Annotated in this window: 16 protein-coding genes and 1 pseudogene; 9 read left to right on the forward strand and 8 right to left on the reverse strand. The window is 39.5% G+C overall.

The genetic code is table 11. From position 1 onward, the window contains the following. Nucleotides 1-163: 163 nt before the first annotated feature. Both HMPREF2813_RS05535 and ansB read right to left on the reverse strand, forming a co-directional pair. Nucleotides 164-1,486: an anaerobic C4-dicarboxylate transporter gene (locus tag HMPREF2813_RS05535; RefSeq protein WP_005663174.1), complete on the reverse strand. Its 1,323-nt coding sequence runs from the start codon at nt 1,484-1,486 to the stop codon at nt 164-166. Between the two features lie 152 nt (nt 1,487-1,638). Continuing rightward, the gene (gene ansB / locus HMPREF2813_RS05540; protein WP_048946740.1) at nt 1,639-2,688 is read right to left on the reverse strand and encodes an L-asparaginase 2; all 1,050 of its coding nucleotides are present in this window, start codon (nt 2,686-2,688) and stop codon (nt 1,639-1,641) included. Nucleotides 2,689-2,916: 228 nt separating this feature from the next. On the opposite strand from ansB, the gene HMPREF2813_RS05545 reads away from it, so the two are divergent. Next, a complete protein-coding gene (locus HMPREF2813_RS05545) occupies nt 2,917-3,363 on the forward strand; it encodes a rhodanese-like domain-containing protein (RefSeq protein ID WP_021034627.1) in 447 nt (148 codons plus the stop codon). A gap of 13 nt (nt 3,364-3,376) precedes the next feature. Further along, on the forward strand, nt 3,377-3,886 hold the full coding sequence (gene secB / locus HMPREF2813_RS05550; protein WP_048946741.1) for a protein-export chaperone SecB: 510 nt from the start codon (nt 3,377-3,379) through the stop codon (nt 3,884-3,886). Between the two features lie 66 nt (nt 3,887-3,952). Here secB and HMPREF2813_RS05555 read toward each other — a convergent pair whose 3' ends face one another. Beyond that, nucleotides 3,953-4,282 carry a hypothetical protein gene (locus tag HMPREF2813_RS05555; RefSeq protein ID WP_014551083.1) on the reverse strand — a complete coding sequence of 110 codons (330 nt, stop codon included), beginning with the start codon at nt 4,280-4,282 and terminating at the stop codon, nt 3,953-3,955. On the opposite strand from HMPREF2813_RS05555, the pseudogene HMPREF2813_RS09580 reads away from it, so the two are divergent. After that, a pseudogene (locus HMPREF2813_RS09580) lies at nt 4,234-4,380 on the forward strand (winged helix-turn-helix transcriptional regulator); the annotation flags it as partial. The gene HMPREF2813_RS05555 and the pseudogene HMPREF2813_RS09580 overlap by 49 nt on opposite strands. Before the next feature lie 50 nt (nt 4,381-4,430). Here the strand turns inward: HMPREF2813_RS09580 and HMPREF2813_RS05560 are convergent. Further along, nucleotides 4,431-6,083, reverse strand: coding sequence for a phospho-sugar mutase (locus tag HMPREF2813_RS05560; RefSeq protein WP_014551084.1), 1,653 nt, complete (start codon nt 6,081-6,083; stop codon nt 4,431-4,433). A gap of 238 nt (nt 6,084-6,321) precedes the next feature. On the opposite strand from HMPREF2813_RS05560, the gene dnaE reads away from it, so the two are divergent. Beyond that, complete coding sequence (gene dnaE / locus HMPREF2813_RS05565; protein WP_014551085.1) at nt 6,322-9,801, forward strand: DNA polymerase III subunit alpha; 3,480 nt, start codon at nt 6,322-6,324, stop codon at nt 9,799-9,801. 38 nt (nt 9,802-9,839) lie between these two features. Here dnaE and ilvA read toward each other — a convergent pair whose 3' ends face one another. From ilvA to HMPREF2813_RS10105, 3 genes are all read right to left on the reverse strand, one after another. Next, nucleotides 9,840-11,381, reverse strand: a complete 1,542-nt coding sequence (gene ilvA, locus HMPREF2813_RS05570) for a threonine ammonia-lyase, biosynthetic (protein ID WP_014551086.1) — start codon at nt 11,379-11,381, stop codon at nt 9,840-9,842. Between the two features lie 79 nt (nt 11,382-11,460). Next, nucleotides 11,461-13,299 carry a dihydroxy-acid dehydratase gene (gene ilvD / locus HMPREF2813_RS05575; RefSeq protein ID WP_041174646.1) on the reverse strand — a complete coding sequence of 613 codons (1,839 nt, stop codon included), beginning with the start codon at nt 13,297-13,299 and terminating at the stop codon, nt 11,461-11,463. Between the two features lie 41 nt (nt 13,300-13,340). After that, nucleotides 13,341-14,138 (reverse strand): thiamine pyrophosphate-binding protein, encoded by a 798-nt coding sequence (locus HMPREF2813_RS10105; protein WP_005685913.1) that lies wholly within the window; start codon nt 14,136-14,138, stop codon nt 13,341-13,343. A gap of 246 nt (nt 14,139-14,384) precedes the next feature. On the opposite strand from HMPREF2813_RS10105, the gene HMPREF2813_RS05585 reads away from it, so the two are divergent. Next, a complete protein-coding gene (locus tag HMPREF2813_RS05585; protein ID WP_005665053.1) occupies nt 14,385-15,911 on the forward strand; it encodes a sodium-dependent transporter in 1,527 nt (508 codons plus the stop codon). Between the two features lies 1 nt (nt 15,912). After that, on the forward strand, nt 15,913-16,008 hold the full coding sequence (locus HMPREF2813_RS09590) for a methionine/alanine import family NSS transporter small subunit (RefSeq protein ID WP_005648534.1): 96 nt from the start codon (nt 15,913-15,915) through the stop codon (nt 16,006-16,008). A 132-nt stretch (nt 16,009-16,140) separates the two neighbouring features. Here HMPREF2813_RS09590 and lpxH read toward each other — a convergent pair whose 3' ends face one another. Next, entirely contained in the window at nt 16,141-16,854 is a 714-nt protein-coding gene (gene lpxH, locus HMPREF2813_RS05590; RefSeq protein WP_012054609.1) for a UDP-2,3-diacylglucosamine diphosphatase, read from the reverse strand. Nucleotides 16,855-16,939: 85 nt separating this feature from the next. Here lpxH and HMPREF2813_RS05595 point away from each other — a divergent pair, with 85 nt between their 5' ends. The 3 genes from HMPREF2813_RS05595 to lptD all read left to right on the forward strand — a co-directional run bounded on the left by HMPREF2813_RS05595 (nt 16,940) and on the right by lptD (nt 21,541). After that, a complete protein-coding gene (locus HMPREF2813_RS05595) occupies nt 16,940-17,662 on the forward strand; it encodes a 1-acylglycerol-3-phosphate O-acyltransferase (protein ID WP_014551088.1) in 723 nt (240 codons plus the stop codon). A gap of 1 nt (nt 17,663) precedes the next feature. Further along, a complete protein-coding gene (locus tag HMPREF2813_RS05600) occupies nt 17,664-19,073 on the forward strand; it encodes a multicopper oxidase domain-containing protein (protein ID WP_014551089.1) in 1,410 nt (469 codons plus the stop codon). Between the two features lie 119 nt (nt 19,074-19,192). Continuing rightward, a complete protein-coding gene (gene lptD / locus HMPREF2813_RS05605) occupies nt 19,193-21,541 on the forward strand; it encodes an LPS assembly protein LptD (protein ID WP_014551090.1) in 2,349 nt (782 codons plus the stop codon). The last annotated feature ends 78 nt before the right edge of the window (nt 21,542-21,619 follow it).

The following is a 21,619-nucleotide window of genomic DNA, read 5'->3' on the forward strand; positions in this document are numbered from 1 at the left end:
TAATGTAATGATAACATAACAACGAAACAGGGCGGAAAACTTTCATAAAAATAACCGCACTTATATATCAAAGTGCGGTTATTTTTTTGAGTTATTTTAAGTTGATATTAGAACAACAAAAACGGTGCTATTTCAGCACCGTTCTTTGTTATCGAATCACATTTTAAAGAATAACGTGAGAAAGACCTAAACCGATTAATAAGCAGAAAAGCATGCTCAATAAACCCGGAAGCATAAAGCTGTGGTTTAAAATGTATTTACCGATTTTGGTTGTACCCGTGGTATCAAAGTCAAGAGATGCAATGATTGGGCCGTAGTTAGGGATGAAGAAGTAACCATTTACAGCAACAAATACACCGATTAATACAGGTGCAGGGATACCTAATGCGATACCAAGAGGGAACAATGTCGCTACTGTTGCACCTTGGCTGTTTACTAATACAGAAAGTACAAATAGAGCGAAAGCAAATGCCCATGGTGCAGTTTCCACTAAGCCTTTCACCATTTCTTTTACTTCAGTAATGTGTGCCTGCATTAAAGTGTCACCTAACCAAGCAATACCGAAGATTGCGATTACTGCGCGCATACCTGCATGGAATACAGAACCTTTGGTAATCGCTGTGCCATCTGGTTTACAAGTTAAGATAATCAATGCACCAATAGAAAGCATAATAATTTCAATGGTATGTGCCATTCCCATTGGTTTTCCATCAAAAACAGGTCGAATAGAAGGAGCTGCACCCATTAACACGACAAGTAAAGCACCAAATAAGAATAAAGAAACGGAAATTTTAGCTGTTTTGCTCACTTCTACTTCTTTGACTGAAGTGGTAGAAGCAAAAATATCTGCATATTTTGGATCATTCAAACGACGTTGATATTCTGGATCATCTTTTAACTCTTTACCCATTTTATTAACAAATAAGCAAGCAAGGAAAAGTCCTAGAATAGTTGAAGGAATGGTTACCATTAAAACATCGCCAAGATGAATGCCTTGTGGCTCAAGGTAAGCAACCACAGCCACCACCGCTGCAGCGATTGGGCTTGCTACAATAGCAAATTGTGATGCAATTACCGCCATTGACATTGGGCGTTCAGGACGGATACCGTTTTGACGGCTCACTTCAGCGATAACTGGCAATACAGAATATGCCACGTGACCAGTACCCGCTAAGAGAGTGAATAACCAAGTTACTGCTGGTGCAATAAACGTAATGTGTTTAGGATTACGACGTAGGATTTTGGTTGCGATTTTGATCATGTAGTCTAAACCGCCAGCTGCTTGCATTGCTGCCGCGGCTGCCACTACAGCCATAATCATAAACATAACATCAATAGGTAAACCTGCTGGTTTCAAGCCAAAGCCAAAAGAAAGAATGGCAAGACCTAAACCACCAAATACACCTAAACCGATACCACCTACACGCGCACCCACAAAGATACACAATAATACGATGGCAAATTGTAGTAAAAACATTGCAGACATACTGCCCCCTAAGTTAATAAAAAAACACTTTGTTTTATTTGTTGAAACGGCGTGTAATATAGCAACAAATAGGTAGAGATTCCATAACTTGGATCAATAAATTATGGTCAAAAGTGCGGTTATTTCGAGCCGCACTACCGTTACTATTAATCTTAAAAGTCTTCGAAATATTGTTGAATTGCGTTTGGATCTTTAGTTTGAGTTAAAGCTAATTGTAAGAGAACTCGTGCTTTTTGTGGATTTAAAGTACCTGATGCTACAAAGCCATATTTACTATCATCAACTTCAGCGTCACGAGTTGTATAGCCAGTTGGTACACGAGAAGAACGAACTACAACGACGCCATCTTTCGCAGCTTTTTCTAAGCGATCTAAGTGTGCAGCATTAACATTTCCATTGCCAACTCCAGCTGATACAATCCCTTGATAGCCAGCATCTAGCAATGCGTTTAATGGTTCAACTGGTGCATTTGAATAAGCATAAATAATCCCCACTTTTGGTAGGTGGTCTAATTTTTCTATGTTAAATGGAGTGTTGATGGTATGTTTGCTTTCTGGGGAACGTTCATAGTCCACTTTGCTGTTATGAATATAGCCTAGAGAACCATAATTTGGCGAATGGAAAGTTTGCACTGCGGTAGTACTGGTTTTTGTTACATCGCGAGCACCTAGTACTTCATTATTCATTGCGACTAAAACACCACGACCACTCGATTTTTTGTCTGCCGCGACGACGACAGCATTGTAAAGATTTAATGGGCCATCAGCGCTTTTTTCTGTCGCAGGACGCATAGCCCCTACGAGAACAACCGGTTTTTCACATTTTACGGTTAAATCTAAGAAATAAGCCGTCTCTTCCATGGTATCTGTACCATGGGTAATGACAAATCCATCAGTACTTTTACATTGAGCATTGATGGCTTTTGCCAGTTTTAGCCAGACTTCGTCATTCATGTCTTGTGAACCTATTTTTACAATTTGCTCACCTTTAATGTTGGCAATATTTTTTATTTCTGGTACGGCTTCAATTAAAGTATCAATACTTAATTGTCCAGCTTTATACGCAGAATTTACTGAACTTTGCCCGCTTCCTGCAATGGTACCACCCGTTGCCAAGATTGTAATATTTGGCAAGTCTGCTGCATTTGCTATTGAAATACCTAGACCAAATAAAGTACATAAGGCTAATTTAGTTAATTTCATAGATTTCTCCTCAGATGAATAAAAATTCTCCAAAAAGTAATCTAACTAAATTAAGTTATTTATCAACAATGGAAAAACAAATTTATGATCTCGATCACATAATTTTTTGTTGATTGTATAACCTTTCTTTATGCAAGTACGGAATTTAAGCATAATTTTTTTGAAAGATAATCCAAGTGCGGTTATACTTGGGAACTATTTTTTTATACGGTATTAATAGAGAACACAATGCAAGAATTTATCTCAATGGCAACAGAGTTTGCTCAAAAACATACTCTTTTAGCAGTTTCTTGGTTTGCGATTTTCGTAATGGTAATTTATACATTCTACAAAGGCGCAACGAGTAAATTTAAAGTAATTACGCACAATGAAGTTATTCGGTTAATAAATTCCGATGAAGCCATTGTGGTAGATTTACGTAGTCTTGAAGAATTTCAACGTGGACATATCATTAATAGTATTAATGTGCTTCCAAGCGAAATTAAAAATCAAAACATCGGAAAATTGGAGACCCATAAAGAAAAAGCTCTTATATTAGTCGATACAAATGGTACTTCAGCCTCTGCTTCTGCAGTATTTTTAACCAAACAAGGTTTTAATTCTGTATTTGTGTTGAAAGAAGGCCTTTCCGCGTGGGTAGCAGCAAATTTACCTTTAGTTAAAAAACATAAATAATAAGGAATAGAAAATGTCAGAACAAAAACAAGACGTTGCAGCAACAGAAGAACAACAACCCGTTCTTCAAATTCAACGTATTTATGTGAAAGATGTGTCTTTTGAAGCACCAAATCTTCCGCATATTTTCCAACAAGAATGGAAACCAAAACTTGGTTTTGATTTAAGCACTGAAACGACTCAAGTTGGTGATGACTTATATGAAGTGGTATTAAACATTTCTGTTGAAACTACACTTGAAGATAGTGGCGATGTAGCATTTATTTGCGAAGTTAAACAAGCAGGCGTGTTCACTATTAGTGGTTTAGAAGATGTTCAAATGGCACATTGTTTAACCTCTCAATGCCCGAATATGCTTTTCCCTTATGCACGTGAATTAGTGTCTAACTTAGTAAATCGTGGTACGTTCCCTGCATTAAACTTATCTCCAGTAAACTTTGATGCATTGTTTGTTGAATATATGAATCGCCAACAAGCAGAAAATGCAGAAGAAAAACCTGAAGAAGAACAAACTAAACATTAATTAAATAGCAAAACAAAAGGCAAGCTAGAAATGATCTGCACCCCAAAAGCTGGACTAAATAACCAACTAACTAAGGTGCAGATTTTTTATGACCAAATACCACACTCTTTTCAAACAACAAATCAATGCACCGTTTGACGTATCCACATCCCATTGTGCAATTAAGCCTGCAAAGCCTTCATCTAATCCTGCTTGTACAAGTGCTACGGCATAATCCGCTGCAGCTTCAGCAAGTTCTGCACGAAGTGCGGATGAAATTTTTCCGTTTTCTGCTGAACCATAGAAAGCATTGTTTGCTAATGTAGCTGGAACTGATTCAGTGTAGTTTTCTGTATACCAACCATTACGTAATTCGCAAATCCTACAACACTGTTCCGCCACAAGTAGATTACACATTAACAGAATTTGGGAGAGAGGCATCTAATAAGATGTTTGAGTTGGTAGATTGGTTGGAAACGAATTTAGGGAAAATTTTAAAAAGCAAAAGTGCTTAAATGCAAAAACACCGCTTTTACAAGCGGTGTCTTTTCTTACTATTTTGCAATTAGCAGTCTTGTTTGCCATAAGCATCTTGGCGAAGAATGTGACGAACACCTTCATCAAATTCTGCTAATACGCGATCTGCATCTTTTGGATCTTTACCGCGTGCATCTAAGTAGAATTTAATTTTTGGTTCAGTACCTGAAGGACGAGCAATTAAGCGTCCGCCATTTTCCAAGTTAAATACAAGGATATCGCTTTGACGATCTGTTTTAATATGGTCGATAAATTGTGCCACTTTCACGCCAGCGATTTCTGCTGGTGGATTGTTACGAAGTGCGGTCATTAATTTTCCGATTTCTGAAAGATCGCTGACTCGAATAGAGATTTGTCCACTCACATAAGCACCAAATTCTTTGGTAAATTCATCAGCATAATCTGCTAAAGTTTTGCCTTGTTTTTTCAAGTTACGCACAAGATCTAAGAACACGATTGCTGCAGAAATACCGTCTTTATCGCGTACTTTGTCTGGATCCACTAAATAGCCCAATGCTTCTTCAAAACCAAACAATAAGCCAGATACTTTACCGATATATTTGAAACCAGTTAAGGTTTCTTCTGATTGGAAACCGTATTTTTTCGCAATTTCAGCAAGTGCTGGAGAAGAAACAAGTGAGCAAGCCAATGTGCCTTGTTTACCTTGATATTGTTTTGCTAAGTACCAACCTAAGAAACAGCCTACTACGTTGCCGTGTAGTGATTTCCAGTTGCCTTGTGCATCAGGCACAGCAACGGCTAAACGGTCTGCATCTGGGTCATTAGCAATGATAAATTCAGCATTCTTTTCTTTTGCCACTTTAATTGCTAAATCTAATGCGCCTTTTTCTTCTGGATTTGGAAAATTCACCGTTGGGAATGTGCCATCTGGCCAAACTTGATCTGCTACTACGTGGGGTTGTGGTAATCCTGCTTTTGCCAGCGTTTTACTTAAAACTTCATAGCCAACACCATGCATAGCGGTATAAACATAGTTAATGTCGCAAGCGGGCTCTTTAGCTAGTGATGCTGTTTTTGTAATGTACGCATCTACCACTTCATCATTTAACACCACATAATTATCGCTACGTGGTAAATCTTGGATATTGCCAGCCGCAACTTTATCAATTAATGCTGCGATGTCTTTATCTGCTGGTGAAACGATTTGACCGCCACCATTTGCTTTACCTAAATACACTTTGTAGCCATTATCTTCTGGTGGGTTATGGCTTGCTGTTACCATTACACCTGCAGTGGTATCAAAATATTGGATAGCATAGGCTAAAACTGGAGTCGGTAATTTGCGTGGTAATAAATAAGCTTTTACGCCTGCACCCGCCATAATTTCAGCGGTGTCACGGGCAAAAACATCGGAGTTTTTACGGCCATCGTAACCAATAACGATTGATGGTTCTTTATCGTAACCTTTTAAATATTCCGCTAAACCACCAGCAGCTTGAGAAACTAACACTCGGTTCATCCCCATTGAGCCAGCTTGTAAACGACCACGTAAACCTGCCGTACCAAATTGTAAACGACCATCAAAACGCGCATGTAATTCTGCTTCTGCCGCTTTATCTCCGCCTTTTGCTGCATCTAAAAGTGCGGTTAATTCTGCACGAGTTTCTGTGTCAGGATCTTGGTTTAACCAATGTTGTGCAACCTCAAAAAGTGTTGTCATAGCGTTATCCTTATTCGTTGAAATAAATAAAAAATCGCCGTTAGACTAGCGGAAATCTCACAAAATGAAAACGGCTAATTATCAATTTTTTGATCTACTTAACATTTTTTATTCACGCAATCGGTTATCCGAGCCAATTTGGGAACACTATTTGTAGCATAAGCATTTGTTTGAAAAATTCGCTATAATACCGCCTTAATATTTACGGCAAAATTTAACTGCACTTTAAGGATTTTCAATGTCATCCCAACCTCGCTTCGTCCATCTTCGCACACACACAGATTTTTCGATGATTGACAGTATCGTCAAAGTGAAACCTCTTGTGAAAGCTTGTGCTGCCAATGAAATGGTTGCTATGGGATTAACGGATTTTACTAATTTTTGTGGTGTGGTTCGTTTTTATGGCGAAATGCTTTCTTCGGGTATGAAGCCCATTATCGGGACAGATGTAAAAGTAAAAAGCCCATTATGTGGCGATGAATACTTTGATCTTACCTTGCTAGCTAAAAATAATGAAGGCTATAGAAATATTACTTTATTGTTATCAAAGGCTTATCAACGCGGTTATAACGATTTACCTTATATCGATCAAGATTGGTTAATTGAACATCGCGACGGCGTGATTATTTTATCAGGGGGAACGCAAGGCGATGTAGGTAAAAAATTGTTGAAAGAAAACGTAGCCGAAATTGAAAGTGCGGTCGATTTTTACCAAGAATTTTTTGCCGATCATTTTTATTTAGCATTAAGTCGTACAGGTCGCCCAAATGAAGAACGTTACATTCAAGCAGCGTTGAAATTAGCAGAACGTTGTGATTTACCATTGGTCGCAACTAATGATGTGATGTTTTTGAATGCAGAGGATTTTGAAGCCCACGAAATTCGTGTAGCGATTCACGATGGCTATACTTTAGACGATCCTAAACGTCCGAAATGTTATACCTCACAGCAATATTTTCGTAGTGAAGAAGATATGTGTAAGCTGTTTGCAGACATTCCTTCCGCTCTCGAAAATACCTTATTAATTGCGCAACGTTGTAGTGTGACTTTGCGCCTTGGTCAATATTTCTTACCTCAATTTCCAACTGGCGATTTAAGTACAGAAGATTTCTTAGTGCAAAAATCCAAAGAGGGCTTGGAAGAACGTTTAGCTTTTTTATTCCCTGATGAAAAAGTGCGGTTAGAAAAACGACCAAAATATGATGAACGCTTGCAAGTTGAGCTAGATGTAATTAACCAAATGGGGTTCCCAGGTTATTTCTTGATCGTAATGGAATTTATTCAATGGTCTAAGGATAACGATATTCCAGTAGGGCCAGGTCGTGGTTCTGGTGCGGGTTCATTGGTGGCTTACGCATTAAAAATCACTGATTTAGATCCGTTAGAGTTTGATTTGCTATTTGAACGTTTCTTAAATCCAGAACGTGTGTCTATGCCCGATTTCGACGTGGATTTTTGCATGGATGGTCGCGATCGCGTGATTGAACACGTTGCTGAAACCTATGGTCGTGGCGCGGTATCACAAATTATTACCTTTGGTACAATGGCGGCGAAAGCGGTTATTCGAGATGTAGGGCGAGTGCTGGGGCATCCGTATGGTTTCGTTGATCGTATTTCGAAATTGATTCCTCCCGATCCGGGTATGACCCTTGCGAAAGCATTTGAGGCCGAGCCGCAATTACAGACTGCCTACGATAGCGATGAAGAAGTGCGAGCATTGATTGACATGGCGCGCAAGCTGGAAGGTGTGACACGTAATGCAGGTAAACATGCAGGTGGCGTGGTCATTTCACCAACCTTAATTACTGATTTTGCACCGCTCTATTGTGATAATGAAGGCTTACATCCAGTTACTCACTTTGATAAAAATGATGTGGAATATGCAGGGCTTGTGAAATTTGACTTCCTAGGCTTGCGTACTCTCACTATCATTAAATGGGCATTGGATATGATTAATGTTCGTATGGTGCGTGAAGGCAAGCCTCGAGTAGATATTGCCGCCATTCCACTTGATGATCCTGAATCTTTTGAATTACTTAAACGTTCCGAAACCACCGCCGTGTTCCAGTTGGAATCACGAGGTATGAAAGATTTGATCAAACGCCTGCAACCTGACTGTTTTGAAGATATTATCGCATTGGTAGCATTGTTCCGTCCGGGTCCGTTACAATCGGGTATGGTAGATAACTTTATCGACCGTAAACACGGGAGAGAAGAAGTATCTTACCCTGACGCAGAATATCAACATGCAAGTTTGAAACCTATTCTTGAGCCGACTTACGGCATTATTTTGTATCAAGAACAAGTGATGCAAATTGCTCAAGTGCTTGCTGGCTATACGCTGGGTGGGGCTGACTTATTGCGTCGAGCAATGGGTAAAAAGAAACCAGAAGAAATGGCAAAACAGCGTTCTGTATTTAAAGAAGGTGCGGAGAAAAACGGCGTTGATGGCGAGCTATCTATGAAGATTTTCGACTTGGTGGAAAAATTTGCTGGCTATGGTTTTAATAAATCTCACTCCGCTGCTTATGCCTTGGTGTCTTACCAAACCCTTTGGCTTAAAACTCATTTCCCTGCAGAATTTATGGCTGCAGTGATGACATCTGAAATAGATAATACGGATAAAATCGTAGGTTTGTACGACGAATGTTTGCGTATGGGCTTAAAAGTGACGCCACCAGATATTAATATCGGAAAACACCATTTTAGTGTCAATGAACAAGGCGAAATTGTGTATGGGATTGGCGCGATTAAAGGCGTGGGGGAAGGCCCGATTGAAGCACTTGTGACGGCAAGAAATGAAGGGGGGATTTTCAAAGATTTATTCGATTTATGCGCTCGTGTAGATTTGAAAAAAATTAACCGCCGTACCTTTGAAAACCTAATTATGTCGGGTGCCTTTGATAAATTAGGGCCACATCGCGCCGCACTTTCTAAGAATTTGGAAGATGCACTTAGAGCTTCCGATCAGCATGCGAAAGATGAAGCAATAGGACAAACGGATATGTTCGGTGTGCTGACTGAAACCCATGAAGAAGTGGAAAATGCCTATGCTAATACACCACCTTACACTGAAAAACAAATTCTTGATGGCGAACGAGAAACCTTAGGTCTTTATTTAAGCAGTCATCCTGTTAGCCGTTATTTGAAAGAACTTTCCCATTACACATCGACGCGGTTGAAAGATCTCGCACCAAATCGCCGTGGACAAATTAGCACTGTGGCGGGATTATTGGTCGCATCACGAATTGCAATCACAAAAAAAGGCAATCGCTTAGGCATTGCCACATTAGATGACCGTTCAGGTCGCTTAGATTTAACATTATTTGGTGAAAGTCTAGAACAATTTGGTGAGAAATTACAAAAAGATACAGTGATTGTTGCTTCAGGGCAGGTGAGCTTTGATGATTTCTCTGGTGGCTTGAAAATGACGGTGCGCGAGTTAATGACCTTAGATGAGGCTCGTTCTCGTTATGTCAAATCCTTGGCTATTAGTCTTTCTGAGCATCAAATTACACCAAGTTTCATTAAACAACTTAAAGCATTACTTGAGCCAGTGAGTGGTGGAACGTTGCCGATTAATGTGTATTATCAAAGTCCGAAAGGTCGTGCGTTGTTACGTTTAGGCGTGCAATGGTCGATCATTCCAACAGATGAAATTCTGACGGAATTGGTGAATTTACTCGGCGAAAGTGCGGTGGAATTAGAGTTTGAATAAGACAAAGGCGTGAAAAATATCACGCCTTTTTTATAGGATTAACGTAAGAAATAACGATAAGATTTGCTTTCTGTTACATCTTCAAAAACATAATTGAGTTGGGCAAGTACCTGTTCAAATTCTGCTTGTTCGCGTTGTTCAATTTGGAACCCAGCAAGGATATTTCCATAGTCCGCGCCGTGGGCACGATAGTGAAATAATGAAATATTCCAACGATTTTGCAAGGTTTCCAAGAATTTTAATAAGGCACCTTTTTGCTCTGGGAATTCGAAGGTATATAAACGTTCGTTATCATTTGATGCGCGCCCCCCCATTAAATAGCGAACATGCGTTTTCGCAATATCATCATCAGACATATCCTCAACATCAAAACCATTTTTCGTGAGGTCTGCAATAATATCTGCTTTTTCTTGCTCATTTGTCGTTCTTACCCCAACAAACACACAAGCGCGTTTATCATCTGCATAACGATAACTGAATTCGGTTACAGCTCGGTTACCTAATACATAAGCAAATTTTAAGAAACTACCTGGTTGTTCAGGCATGGTTACGGCTAATAAAGCCTCTCGATTTTCACCAATTTCACAACGTTCAGATACATAACGTAATGTGTGGAAATTCAAGTTCGCGCCAGACAAAATTGCCGCCATATTTTTGCCTTCAATATGGTTTTGTTTTACATATTTTTTCAAACCAGCCAAACCTAATGCACCTGATGGTTCTGCAACAGCACGAACGTTCTCAAACAAATCTTTCATTGCTGCGCATACTTCGTCACTATCGACCAATACCATATCATCAAGATATTGCTGACATAGACGGAATGTTTCGTCACCAATGCGTTTTACGGCAACACCATCGGCAAATAATCCAACATGGGTTAAATCTGTTGGTTCGCCTTTATCAAGAGCCGCTTTTAAGCACGCAGAATCCTTTGATTCTACACCGATGATTTTAATTTCTGGCATAAATTGCTTAAGCAAAATTGCTACACCTGCAGCTAAGCCACCACCGCCGACTTGTACAAACACATAATCCAAATCTGCCACTTGTTGTAGCATTTCCATCGCTAACGTGCCTTGTCCAGCGATCACTAATGGATGATCGAATGGTGGAATAAATGTCATGTTTTTTTCTTTTGAAAGCTCGATGGCTTTTGCTTTGGCTTCATCGAAATTAGCACCGTGCAACAACACCTCGCCACCAAAACCACGCACTGCATCCACTTTAATGCTTGGGGTGTTTTGTGGCATGACGATCAATGCTTTTAAGCCTAATTGTTTCGCCGATAATGCCACGCCTTGTGCATGGTTACCTGCAGATGCCGCTATTACGCCTGCTGCTTTTTGTTCTGCTGAAAGGCTAGAAATCATTGCGTAAGCGCCGCGTAGTTTAAAGCTATTTACTGGCTGACGGTCTTCTCGTTTAATCCAGATATTATTGTGCAGTCGTTCAGAAAGTTTTCCCATTTTTTGTAAAGGGGTCACTTGTGCAGCTTCATATACGCGCGAACCAAGTTTAACAATGGCATTGATATAATCTGATTGAGAGGGTTGAGGATTGGTAAGTAAGTTTTTCATAGTGTTTGTTTTGATGATGAAGTGCGGTTAGTTTTTCCTTTGTTTTATCCCCCTCTTATGAAAGAGGGGAACCGTTAAATTATTTTAATAATGTTTTATCGCGTACCGCACCTTTGTCCGCTGAGGTCGCAAAGTGGCCGAATACTTTCAATGCGAAAGAGACTTCACGCTCACGGTGAGCTGGCTGCCAACCTTTTTGATCTTGTTCGGCTCTGCGTGCTGCGAGTTCATCATTACTCATTTCTAAGTTAATTGCACGATTTGGAATATCAATGTTGATAATATCGCCATCGCGTACTAAGCCAATTGCACCGCCAGAAGCAGCTTCTGGCGAGGCATGTCCAATAGACAAGCCTGATGTACCACCAGAGAAACGGCCGTCCGTTAATAAAGCACATTTTTTGCCCAAGCCCATCGATTTTAAGTAACTGGTTGGATACAACATTTCTTGCATACCTGGTCCGCCTTTAGGGCCTTCGTAGCGGATAACAACGACATGACCTTCTTTAACTTTGCCACCTAAAATGCCTGCAACCGCATCTTCTTGGCTTTCAAATACGATTGCCGTGCCAGTGAATTTCCAAATAGATTCATCTACACCAGCGGTTTTAACAATACATCCGTCTTCAGCGAGATTACCGAATAATACGGCTAAGCCACCTTCTTGCGAAATTGCATTTTCTTTATTGCGAATACAACCGTTTACACGATCATTATCGACGGTATCCCAGCGACAATCTTGTGAGAATGCTTGAGTTGTGCGGATACCTGCAGGACCTGCACGGAAGAATTTATGTAATTCTTCATCTTGATTGCGAATAATATCGTATTGGTCTAGTTGTTCTCCCATGCTCATTCCAAGCACGGTGTGTGTATTTTTATGAATTAATCCAGCGCGATCTAATTCACCCAACAATCCCATAATACCGCCTGCACGGTGTACGTCTTCCATATGATATTTATTGGTGTTTGGTGCAATTTTGCTTAAACAAGGCACTTTGCGCGATAAACGGTCAATATCTTCCATTTTAAAATCTACGCCTGCTTCTTGTGCTGCCGCTAATAAGTGTAAAACAGTGTTACTTGAACCACCCATTGCGATATCGAGGCTCATTGCATTTTCAAAGGCATCAAAAGTACCGATTGAACGAGGCAATACGCTTGCATCATCTTGTTCGTAATAACGTTTGCAAAGCTCGACAATTTGACGGCCTGCTTTTAAGAATAATTCTTTGCGGTCAGCATGAGTCGCCAACATAGAACCATTACCAGGTAAAGATAAACCTAAGGCTTCAGTAAGGCAATTCATAGAGTTTGCGGTAAACATACCTGAGCATGAACCACAAGTTGGACACGCACTGCGTTCGATGGCATCAATACGTTCATCTGACACATTCGGATCGGCTGCCTCAATCATCGCATCTACTAAATCTAAGCGGATTAATTGATCAGAAAGTTTAGTTTTACCTGCTTCCATCGGGCCGCCTGAAACGAAGATAGTTGGAATATTTAAACGCATTGCCGCCATCAACATTCCTGGAGTGATTTTGTCACAGTTGGAAATACACACCATCGCATCAGCACAGTGCGCATTGACCATATATTCTACGCTGTCTGCGATTAAATCACGGCTTGGTAAAGAATAAAGCATTCCACCGTGACCCATTGCGATACCATCATCCACCGCAATGGTGTTAAATTCTTTTGCTACGCCGCCCGCTTTTTCAATTTCTGCAGCAACAAGCTGTCCCATATCTTTTAAATGCACATGCCCTGGTACGAATTGCGTGAAAGAGTTCACCACCGCAATAATCGGTTTACCAAAGTCATTTTCTTTCATTCCTGTTGCACGCCATAAGGCACGTGCACCTGCCATATTACGACCTTGTGTGCTGGTCGCTGAACGTAGTTTTGGCATAAATAATCTCTCCGAGTAAAATTTAGGGTTCGTTTGCATGATTAATTAACCATTAAAACATCTGGCAATTTTGCCAACTGATTCACTAATAGATCTAAAGTGCGGTCAGATTTTACAGTGATTTTTAACCGCACTTGGGTTTCAATCAGTGTCATTTCCATTGTTGTAACGGTGAAACCGCGGTGGCGTGCTACGCGTAACATGTGTTGAGCTGACCACATTTTATGCTGCCCCACATCGGTACAAATTACGGCATTATTTGGTTTACGATTAGATAGGCTGTTGAGTAATGCCCAAGGATCAATCGGGCGATTGCCTTGATTTTCAACATAAGTGAAATCTAATTTTGCTTTGAAATTTCTGATTTGTTCACGCCAAGGTTCAATATCAATATCTTGTTTGAGTGCATTAAGTGCTTGGATTAAATCCCCTTGTAGTGCGACATCTGCACTTTGAACGATAAAGCTGTGTTTAGTACAAGCAAGGGAAAGTCCTAGAACATCGGCTTCTTGGAACGCATCTGTGCCGATTAATGGCGAGGAAACTTGACCGGTAATGGCGACAACTGGAATGGAGTCCATCATGGCATCGCCTAATCCAGTAACTAAATTGGTTGCGCCAGGGCCTGATGTTGCAATACAGACGCCCACTTTTCCCGTGGAGCGAGCATAGCCAATCGCAGCCATTGCAGCCCCTTGTTCATTACGACAAAGTAAGTAATCTAAGCCTGCGTCATAAAGGGCATCGTAGGTTGGCATAATTGCACCACCGGGATAACCGAAAAGAGTCGTGACATGGTGTGCTTTCAGGCACGCCATGATAAGTTGTGCACCTGTCATTGTGTTTGTTTCCTGTTATTTTTATTTTGGGATAAATTCAGCATTGTAGCGAAATTTCGAGTCATTGGTAGGGCTTGGCACGAAAAAAAACGAAAAAAGTGCGGTAAAAATTGGCTTGCTTTGAATGTTTATGTTCTTTTTATTAAAAAATTCGTGAATTTTTACCGCTCTTTTGGCTTATTTATTGACTGATGATTAGATTTCATTATATTGAAACTCTTTTCATTTTTTTACATAGGATAATTTATGGCGCACTCAGCCCCAAAAGCACAAAAGCGTGAGACTTTTTCTGGTCGTCGCGCATTTATTCTGGCAGCAATTGGTTCTGCCGTTGGTCTTGGTAATATTTGGCGTTTCCCTTATACCACTTATGAAAATGGTGGTGGCGCATTTATCATCCCTTACCTTATTGCATTATTAACCGCAGGGATTCCTCTTTTATTCTTAGATTATGCCATTGGGCACCGTCATCGTGGTGGCGCACCACTTTCTTATCGTCGTTTTAGCCCGCACTTTGAGGTGTTTGGCTGGTGGCAAATGATGGTAAATGTCATCATCGGATTATATTACGCTGTAGTATTAGGCTGGGCGGCAAGCTACACATATTTTTCTTTCACTGGCGCATGGGGCGATAAACCCATTGATTTCTTCATCGGTGAATTTTTAAAAATGGGCGATATTAAAAACGGTATCAGCTTTGAATTTGTTGGTATGGTAACCGCACCATTAATTGCGATGTGGATTGTTGCCTTAGGCGTACTTTCTATGGGTGTTCAAAAAGGAATTGCTAAGGTCTCTTCCGTATTAATGCCAGTGCTCGTCGTGATGTTTATGGTGCTTGTGATTTATTCCTTATTCTTACCAGGTGCGGCAAAAGGTTTAGATGCATTATTTACACCAGATTGGACAAAATTATCCAACCCGAGTGTGTGGATTGCCGCTTATGGACAAATCTTCTTCTCTCTTTCAATCGGATTTGGAATTATGGTGACTTACGCCTCTTATCTTAAAAAAGAATCCGATTTGACTGGTAGTGGCTTGGTTGTGGGTTTTGCTAACAGTAGCTTTGAAGTATTAGCAGGTATCGGCGTATTTGCAGCATTAGGCTTTATTGCAACAGCGCAAGGTCAAGAAGTCAGCGAAGTGGCAAAAGGCGGAATTGGTTTAGCATTTTTTGCGTTCCCAACCATCATCAATAAAGCACCATTTGGTGAAGTGCTAGGCATGTTATTCTTTGGTGCATTAACCTTTGCCGCATTGACTTCATTCATCTCAGTTATCGAAGTAATTATTTCCGCAATTCAGGATAAAATTCGCATTAGCCGTGGAAAAGTGACATTCATCGTGGGTGTACCAATGATGCTAGTTTCTGTCATCTTATTCGGCACAACAACTGGCTTACCGATGTTAGATGTGTTCGATAAATTTGTGAACTATTTCGGTATTGTTGCCGTAGCATTTGCGTCTTTAATTGCGATTGTAGCAAATGAAAAACTTGGTTTATTAGGTAATCACTTAAACGAAACGTCATCTTTCAAAGTGGGTTTCTTCTGGCGTTTATGCATTGTATTAACGAGTGGTGTTTTAGCATTTATGCTTTTCAGCGAAGGGGCAAAAGTCTTCTCTGAAGGTTACGAAGGTTATCCAAACTGGTTTGTAAATACCTTTGGTTGGGGAATGTCGATTAGCTTACTTGTCGTGGCATTTTTCCTTTCTCGCTTAAAATGGAAAAGCGAAACCAAATTAACGATTGATGAAACTAAAGGAGAATAAAATGACTACTGGCGCAATTATTATGATGATCATAGCCCTTACTTTATTGTGGGGAGGATTAATTTACGCGTTGCTTCGCTTACCGAAAGAAAACTAATCCTAAAATTAACCGCACTTTTATCTGTATCTAAAAGTTGGGCTTATCCACCAGCTTTTAGGTACGATTTTATGGATAAGTATTATTCTAGTATCATTAAGTAAAATAACGAGTTTTTGCTTTACCGCACTTCTAATCTTTAATAAAACCAAATTCTCCGCTTTCATCTATTTTTAAAATTGATGCGTAATTTTTTCGCCAATCCCCTAATACAATTCGGGTAAATCCTGCTTGTTGATGAATCGCCTCACGGTGTGTGTGTCCGTGAATTAATAAATTTACACCAAATTCTTGTACTTTTTCTGTCGTGAAGGCTTGATTTATATCCATGATTTCCTGTGTTTTGGCTTGTTTATCTTGATTACTCTTTGCCCGAATTTTCTCCGCAATTTTCAACCGCACTTTTAATGGCAAACACAAAAACAAACGCTGCAGCCATTTTTGATGCACTCTACGGCGAAATTGTTGGTAAGCCACGTCATCAATACAAAGCGTATCGCCATGACAAAGTAAGATTTTTTTATCATAAAGTGTAATCAATTGATAATCAGGAAAAAGCTGAACACCTGTATCTTTCGCAAAACGTTCGCCAATCAAGAAATCACGGTTGCCGTGCTGAAAATAACATTGCACACCTTGCTCGCTTACAGACTTAATTAAATCTTTAACTTGTTGAATCAATGTAGACTGCTCGTCATCACCAATCCAAAAATCAAAAAGATCACCTAAAATGTAAAGCCGTTCAGCCTGTGGGGCAAGATTCTGCATAAAATCGACAAAAAGTGCGGTCAATTCTGGCTGAGTTTCGCTTAAATGCAAATCAGAAATAAAATAGCTATGTTTCATAAAAATTCCACGATTTTTGTTTAGATTAGCACATATTGAGATTGAATTTGCTATACTTCAACGAAATTTTATATAGGACATCCTTATGTTAAAACTACTTCGAATTTTCCTCGTATTAATCTGCTGTATTCTAATTTGTGTACTGGGTACGATTTATTCTTTTATCCGCTTTAAAAATCCAAGCAACGTAGGCATTGTTGCACGTTGGTTTGGACGCTTATATCCACTTTTTGGCTTAAAGGTAGAACATCGTATTCCTCAAGATCAGAAGCAAATTAGCCGCGCCATTTATATCGGTAATCATCAAAATAATTATGATATGGTAACAATCTCTTATATGGTGCAACCTCGCACAGTAAGTGTGGGTAAAAAAAGCTTAATTTGGATACCCTTCTTCGGCATTTTATATTGGGTAACGGGTAATATTTTCTTAGATAGAGAAAACCGCACAAAAGCACACAGTACAATGTCGCAGCTTGCACGACGAATCAATGAAGATAATTTATCTATTTGGATGTTCCCAGAAGGCACTCGCAATCGCGGTCGCGGTTTATTACCCTTTAAAACGGGTGCATTCCATGCGGCGATTTCAGCAGGTGTACCAATTATTCCTGTGGTGTGTTCAACCACGCATAACAAAATTAATTTAAATCGTTGGGATAATGGCAAAGTGATTTGCGAAATAATGGATCCAATCGATGTTTCAGGCTATACCAAAGACAATGTTCGCGATCTTGCGGCTTATTGTCATGATCTAATGGAAAAACGCATTGCCGAACTTGATGAAGAGATAGCAAAAGGAAACTAAAATGCCACGCCTTTCCCGCCGTCAATTATTAAAAACAGCTGCGATTTCTACCGCACTTTCCACAGTGCCCGCACCATTGTTAGCGGCAAGCCGTGAAAAACTAGTTGTGCCGCCACTAATTGAAGTCCGTCGCGGTCGCCCTATTGTATTAACCATGCAGGAAACGAATTATCCGTTAGATGGCTCACACAATGTGACGGTATGGGGATTCAACGGCAATTATCTTGGCCCAACCATTAAAATCAAATCAGGCAGCTTTGCCAAACTTAATTATCATAACAATTTGCCACAATCAGTTGCTTTATCTATTCAAGGTTTACAAGCATCAGGCGAACTGTTTGGCGGGGCAGCTCGAGTTCTCAAAAAAGGCGAATCTTGGGCACCCATCGTGCCTATTGAACAACCCGCAGCAAGCTGTTGGTATCGTTCCGCAACATTAGCCAACTCAGCCTATCAAACCTATCGTGGCTTAGCTGGAATGTGGTTAATTGAAGATGAGCAAAGCCTAAAAGCGAATCTTCCCAATAAATACGGCGTAGATGATATTCCATTGATTTTACAAGATATGGAATTTAACAATGATGGTCTCCAATTATTCAAACAAAATCAACCGCACTTTGTAGGCAATCGCTTGTTGGTGAATGGTATTGAAGCACCATTTTTAGATGTTGCACGGGGTTGGATTCGTTTACGTTTGCTCAATGCCTCATTAGCGCGTGCTTATGATTTACGCTTGGATAATGATCAAGAAATGCTGCTTATTGCACAAGATTTAGGTTTCTTACCAAAAGCGAAATCAATCAAATCTTTGGTTCTCTCGCCAGGAGAACGTGCAGAAATACTGCTTAATATGAATGAAATTGACAACGTATCTCTCATTAGCGGAAGTAAACGTAGCTTGTACGAAAAAATAAAAAATATGTTGTTCTCAGGCGATGAACTCGCTAATAACACCGTCCTTGAATTGCGTGCTAAGGGACAACTATCCGCATTTAATAAACAACCGAATCTAACTTTCGAAACGGATGCACCAGCAATGTTACAACAAGCCGTTGCTCAAACTCGAGAATTTAATATTGATGTTACAAACGGCTTAATTAACCAAAGACGTTTTGACCCACGCAAGGTTGATGTTATGGCTCGTAAAGGCACCATTGAACGCTGGATTTTAAATGCAAGTTTACCTGTTGGATTTACTATTCAAGGTGCCAAATTTGTGGTGGAAAGCCAAGGAGAACATCAATTACAAGCTGAAGAATTAGCTTGGAAAGATACCGTTTGGGTAAAAAACAAAACTCAAATTTTAGTGAAATTTGATCAAGCATCTTCTGGTAACTACCCATTCTTATTTGGGGTATCGAATTTAATGTTAGAAGATATGGGCTGTCTTGGCGTATTGATGGTTCAATAGACAAAAAATTTAATCATAACCCAGTGGATATTCTATTAATCACTTCTTGAAAAATATTACTAGCCTTGCTCTTTTTCCAGTATAATCTGACCAATTTTCTGACAAATTAAAACAAGACGATGAATAAAAAACACACTTTAATTTCACTTGCTATTTTGACCGCACTTTATAGCCAACAAAGTTTGGCAGATTTGCATGAACAATGTTTAATGGGCGTGCCAAAATTTAGCGGTGAAGTCGTGACGGGTGATGTGAATTCTCTGCCTGTCTATATTGAAGCGGATAACGCAGAAATTAATCAGCCAAATGATGCGACCTATCAAGGTAATGTAGATTTGAAACAAGGCAATCGCCATTTGTTAGCACAATCCGTGCAGGTCAAACAATCTGGAAACCAATCAACACCTTTACGCATGGCTTATGTCCGCAATGGATTTGATTATAAAGATAATCAGATCAATATGTTGGGTAAAGATGCAGAGTTTAATTTAGATAGTCACGATGGTAATTTAACAAATTCAGAATATGAATTTGTCGGTCGTCAAGGACGTGGTAAAGCTGATAATATAACACTGCATAATGATTATCGTGTAATGAAGAATGCAACCTTTACGTCATGTTTGCACGGCGACAATGCTTGGGCAGTAGATGCGTCAGAAATTCGTCAATACGTGAAAGAAGAATATGCTGAAATGTGGCATGCTCGCTTTAAAATACACGGTGTTCCCGTCTTTTATACCCCTTACTTACAATTACCCATTGGAGATCGTCGTCGTTCTGGTTTATTGATTCCAAGCGCGGGAACATCTAACCGAGATGGTCTTTGGTATGCACAACCAATTTATTGGAATATCGCGCCTAATTATGATCTTACTTTCACCCCGAAATATATGTCTCGCCGTGGTTGGCAAGCAAATGGGGAATTTCGCTATTTAACCTCTATTGGTGAAGGTAAAGTGGCAGGAGAATATTTAGGTAAGGATCGTTACTCTGAATATGCTAGTGATAATCGAAAACGTCATTTGTTCTATTGGAATCACAATTCTAGCTTTTTACAAAATTGGCGTCTAAATATTAATTACACCCGAGTAAGCGATAAACGTTATTTCAACGACTTTGATTCTATTTATGGACGCAGTACCGATGGTTATGCGAACCAATATGCTCGCATAGCTTATTATCAACCCAATTATAATTTTTCTCTTTCTGCACATCAGTTCCAAATTTTTGATGATATTGTAAACATCGGCCCTTACCGTGCAGTACCACAATTAGATTTCAACTATCACAAATATGATTTAGCGAATGAATGGTTAAATTTCAAATTACATTCACAAGCAGTTCGTTTTGATAATGACAGTAAATTGATGCCAACTGCATGGCGTTTCCATGCAGAACCTAGCCTAAATTCTTTAATGTCAAATAAATACGGCAGTTTGAATATTGAAACGAAACTTTATGCGACTCGTTACGAGCAGAAAAAAGGTTCAGGAAAAAATGCAGAGGACGTGCAAAAAACGGTAAATCGAGTTATTCCACAATTTAAAGTTGATTTACAAAGTGTATTAGCACGCGATATAACGTTCTTAAAAGAGTATACACAAACCTTCGAACCGCACGTGCAGTATTTATATCGTCCTTACCGAAATCAAAGCAATATTGGTTCAACACTTAATAATGATTATTTGGGATTTGGTTACGATTCAGCATTAGTACAGCAAGATTACTATTCGCTATTCCGTGATCGCCGTTATAGTGGTTTAGATCGAATTTCATCGGCAAATCAAGTTACCTTGGGTGGCACAACGCATTTTTATGATATTGCTGGCGAAGAACGATTTAATTTATCTGCAGGTCAAATTTATTACTTAAGTAATTCTCGTATTGATGAAAACCCTGCGAATAAAACACCAACTTCATCATCTGCTTGGGCATTAGAATCTAATTGGAAAATAAGTAATAAATGGTATTGGCGTGGTAGCTATCAATTTGATACTCATACCAATTCAACATCATTAGCGAATACATCACTAGAATATAATCCTGAAAAAAATAATTTAATTCAGTTAAATTATCGATATGTGAACCAAGAATATATTGACCAAAACTTAGGTAAATCGGCTAACGCCTATCAACAAGATATCCAACAAGTGGGATTAGTTGTAGGCTGGGAAATTGCCAATAATTGGGCTGTAGTAGGACGCTATTATCAAGATCTCGCCTTACAAAAACCGGTAGAACAATATCTAGGCGTTCAATATAACAGTTGCTGTTGGGCTGCAAGTGTTGGTGTAAAACGCAATGTCACAAACCACCAAAACCAAACACGTAATGAAATTGTTTATGATAATAGCATTGGCATAACCTTAGAATTAAGGGGGTTAGGCAGCAATGACCATCAAAGCGGTATTCAAGAGATGTTAGAAAAAGGAAAACTACCTTATATTCGAGCATTTAGTTTGGATTAAACATTGTTCAATATAAACGTTAGATCAACAAAAAGAGCGGCTATTTTTAACCGCTCTTTTGTCACAATATACAAAATA

Origin of the sequence: Haemophilus sp. HMSC066A11 (assembly GCF_001811665.1) — a bacterium.
GTDB classification, from domain to species: Bacteria; Pseudomonadota; Gammaproteobacteria; order Enterobacterales; family Pasteurellaceae; genus Haemophilus; species Haemophilus influenzae.

Coding starts and splice junctions, on each gene's coding strand:
- HMPREF2813_RS05600 (WP_014551089.1), top strand. CDS start 17,664: ATGCCACGCCTTTCCCGCCGTCAATTATTAAAAACAGCTGCGATTTCT.
- HMPREF2813_RS10105 (WP_005685913.1), bottom strand. CDS start 14,138: ATGACAGGTGCACAACTTATCATGGCGTGCCTGAAAGCACACCATGTC.
- HMPREF2813_RS09590 (WP_005648534.1), top strand. CDS start 15,913: ATGACTACTGGCGCAATTATTATGATGATCATAGCCCTTACTTTATTG.
- HMPREF2813_RS05535 (WP_005663174.1), bottom strand. CDS start 1,486: ATGTCTGCAATGTTTTTACTACAATTTGCCATCGTATTATTGTGTATC.
- HMPREF2813_RS05595 (WP_014551088.1), top strand. CDS start 16,940: ATGTTAAAACTACTTCGAATTTTCCTCGTATTAATCTGCTGTATTCTA.
- dnaE (WP_014551085.1), top strand. CDS start 6,322: ATGTCATCCCAACCTCGCTTCGTCCATCTTCGCACACACACAGATTTT.
- ilvD (WP_041174646.1), bottom strand. CDS start 13,299: ATGCCAAAACTACGTTCAGCGACCAGCACACAAGGTCGTAATATGGCA.
- HMPREF2813_RS05555 (WP_014551083.1), bottom strand. CDS start 4,282: ATGTGTAATCTACTTGTGGCGGAACAGTGTTGTAGGATTTGCGAATTA.
- HMPREF2813_RS05545 (WP_021034627.1), top strand. CDS start 2,917: ATGCAAGAATTTATCTCAATGGCAACAGAGTTTGCTCAAAAACATACT.
- lpxH (WP_012054609.1), bottom strand. CDS start 16,854: ATGAAACATAGCTATTTTATTTCTGATTTGCATTTAAGCGAAACTCAG.
- lptD (WP_014551090.1), top strand. CDS start 19,193: ATGAATAAAAAACACACTTTAATTTCACTTGCTATTTTGACCGCACTT.
- HMPREF2813_RS05560 (WP_014551084.1), bottom strand. CDS start 6,083: ATGACAACACTTTTTGAGGTTGCACAACATTGGTTAAACCAAGATCCT.
- ilvA (WP_014551086.1), bottom strand. CDS start 11,381: ATGAAAAACTTACTTACCAATCCTCAACCCTCTCAATCAGATTATATC.
- secB (WP_048946741.1), top strand. CDS start 3,377: ATGTCAGAACAAAAACAAGACGTTGCAGCAACAGAAGAACAACAACCC.
- HMPREF2813_RS05585 (WP_005665053.1), top strand. CDS start 14,385: ATGGCGCACTCAGCCCCAAAAGCACAAAAGCGTGAGACTTTTTCTGGT.
- ansB (WP_048946740.1), bottom strand. CDS start 2,688: ATGAAATTAACTAAATTAGCCTTATGTACTTTATTTGGTCTAGGTATT.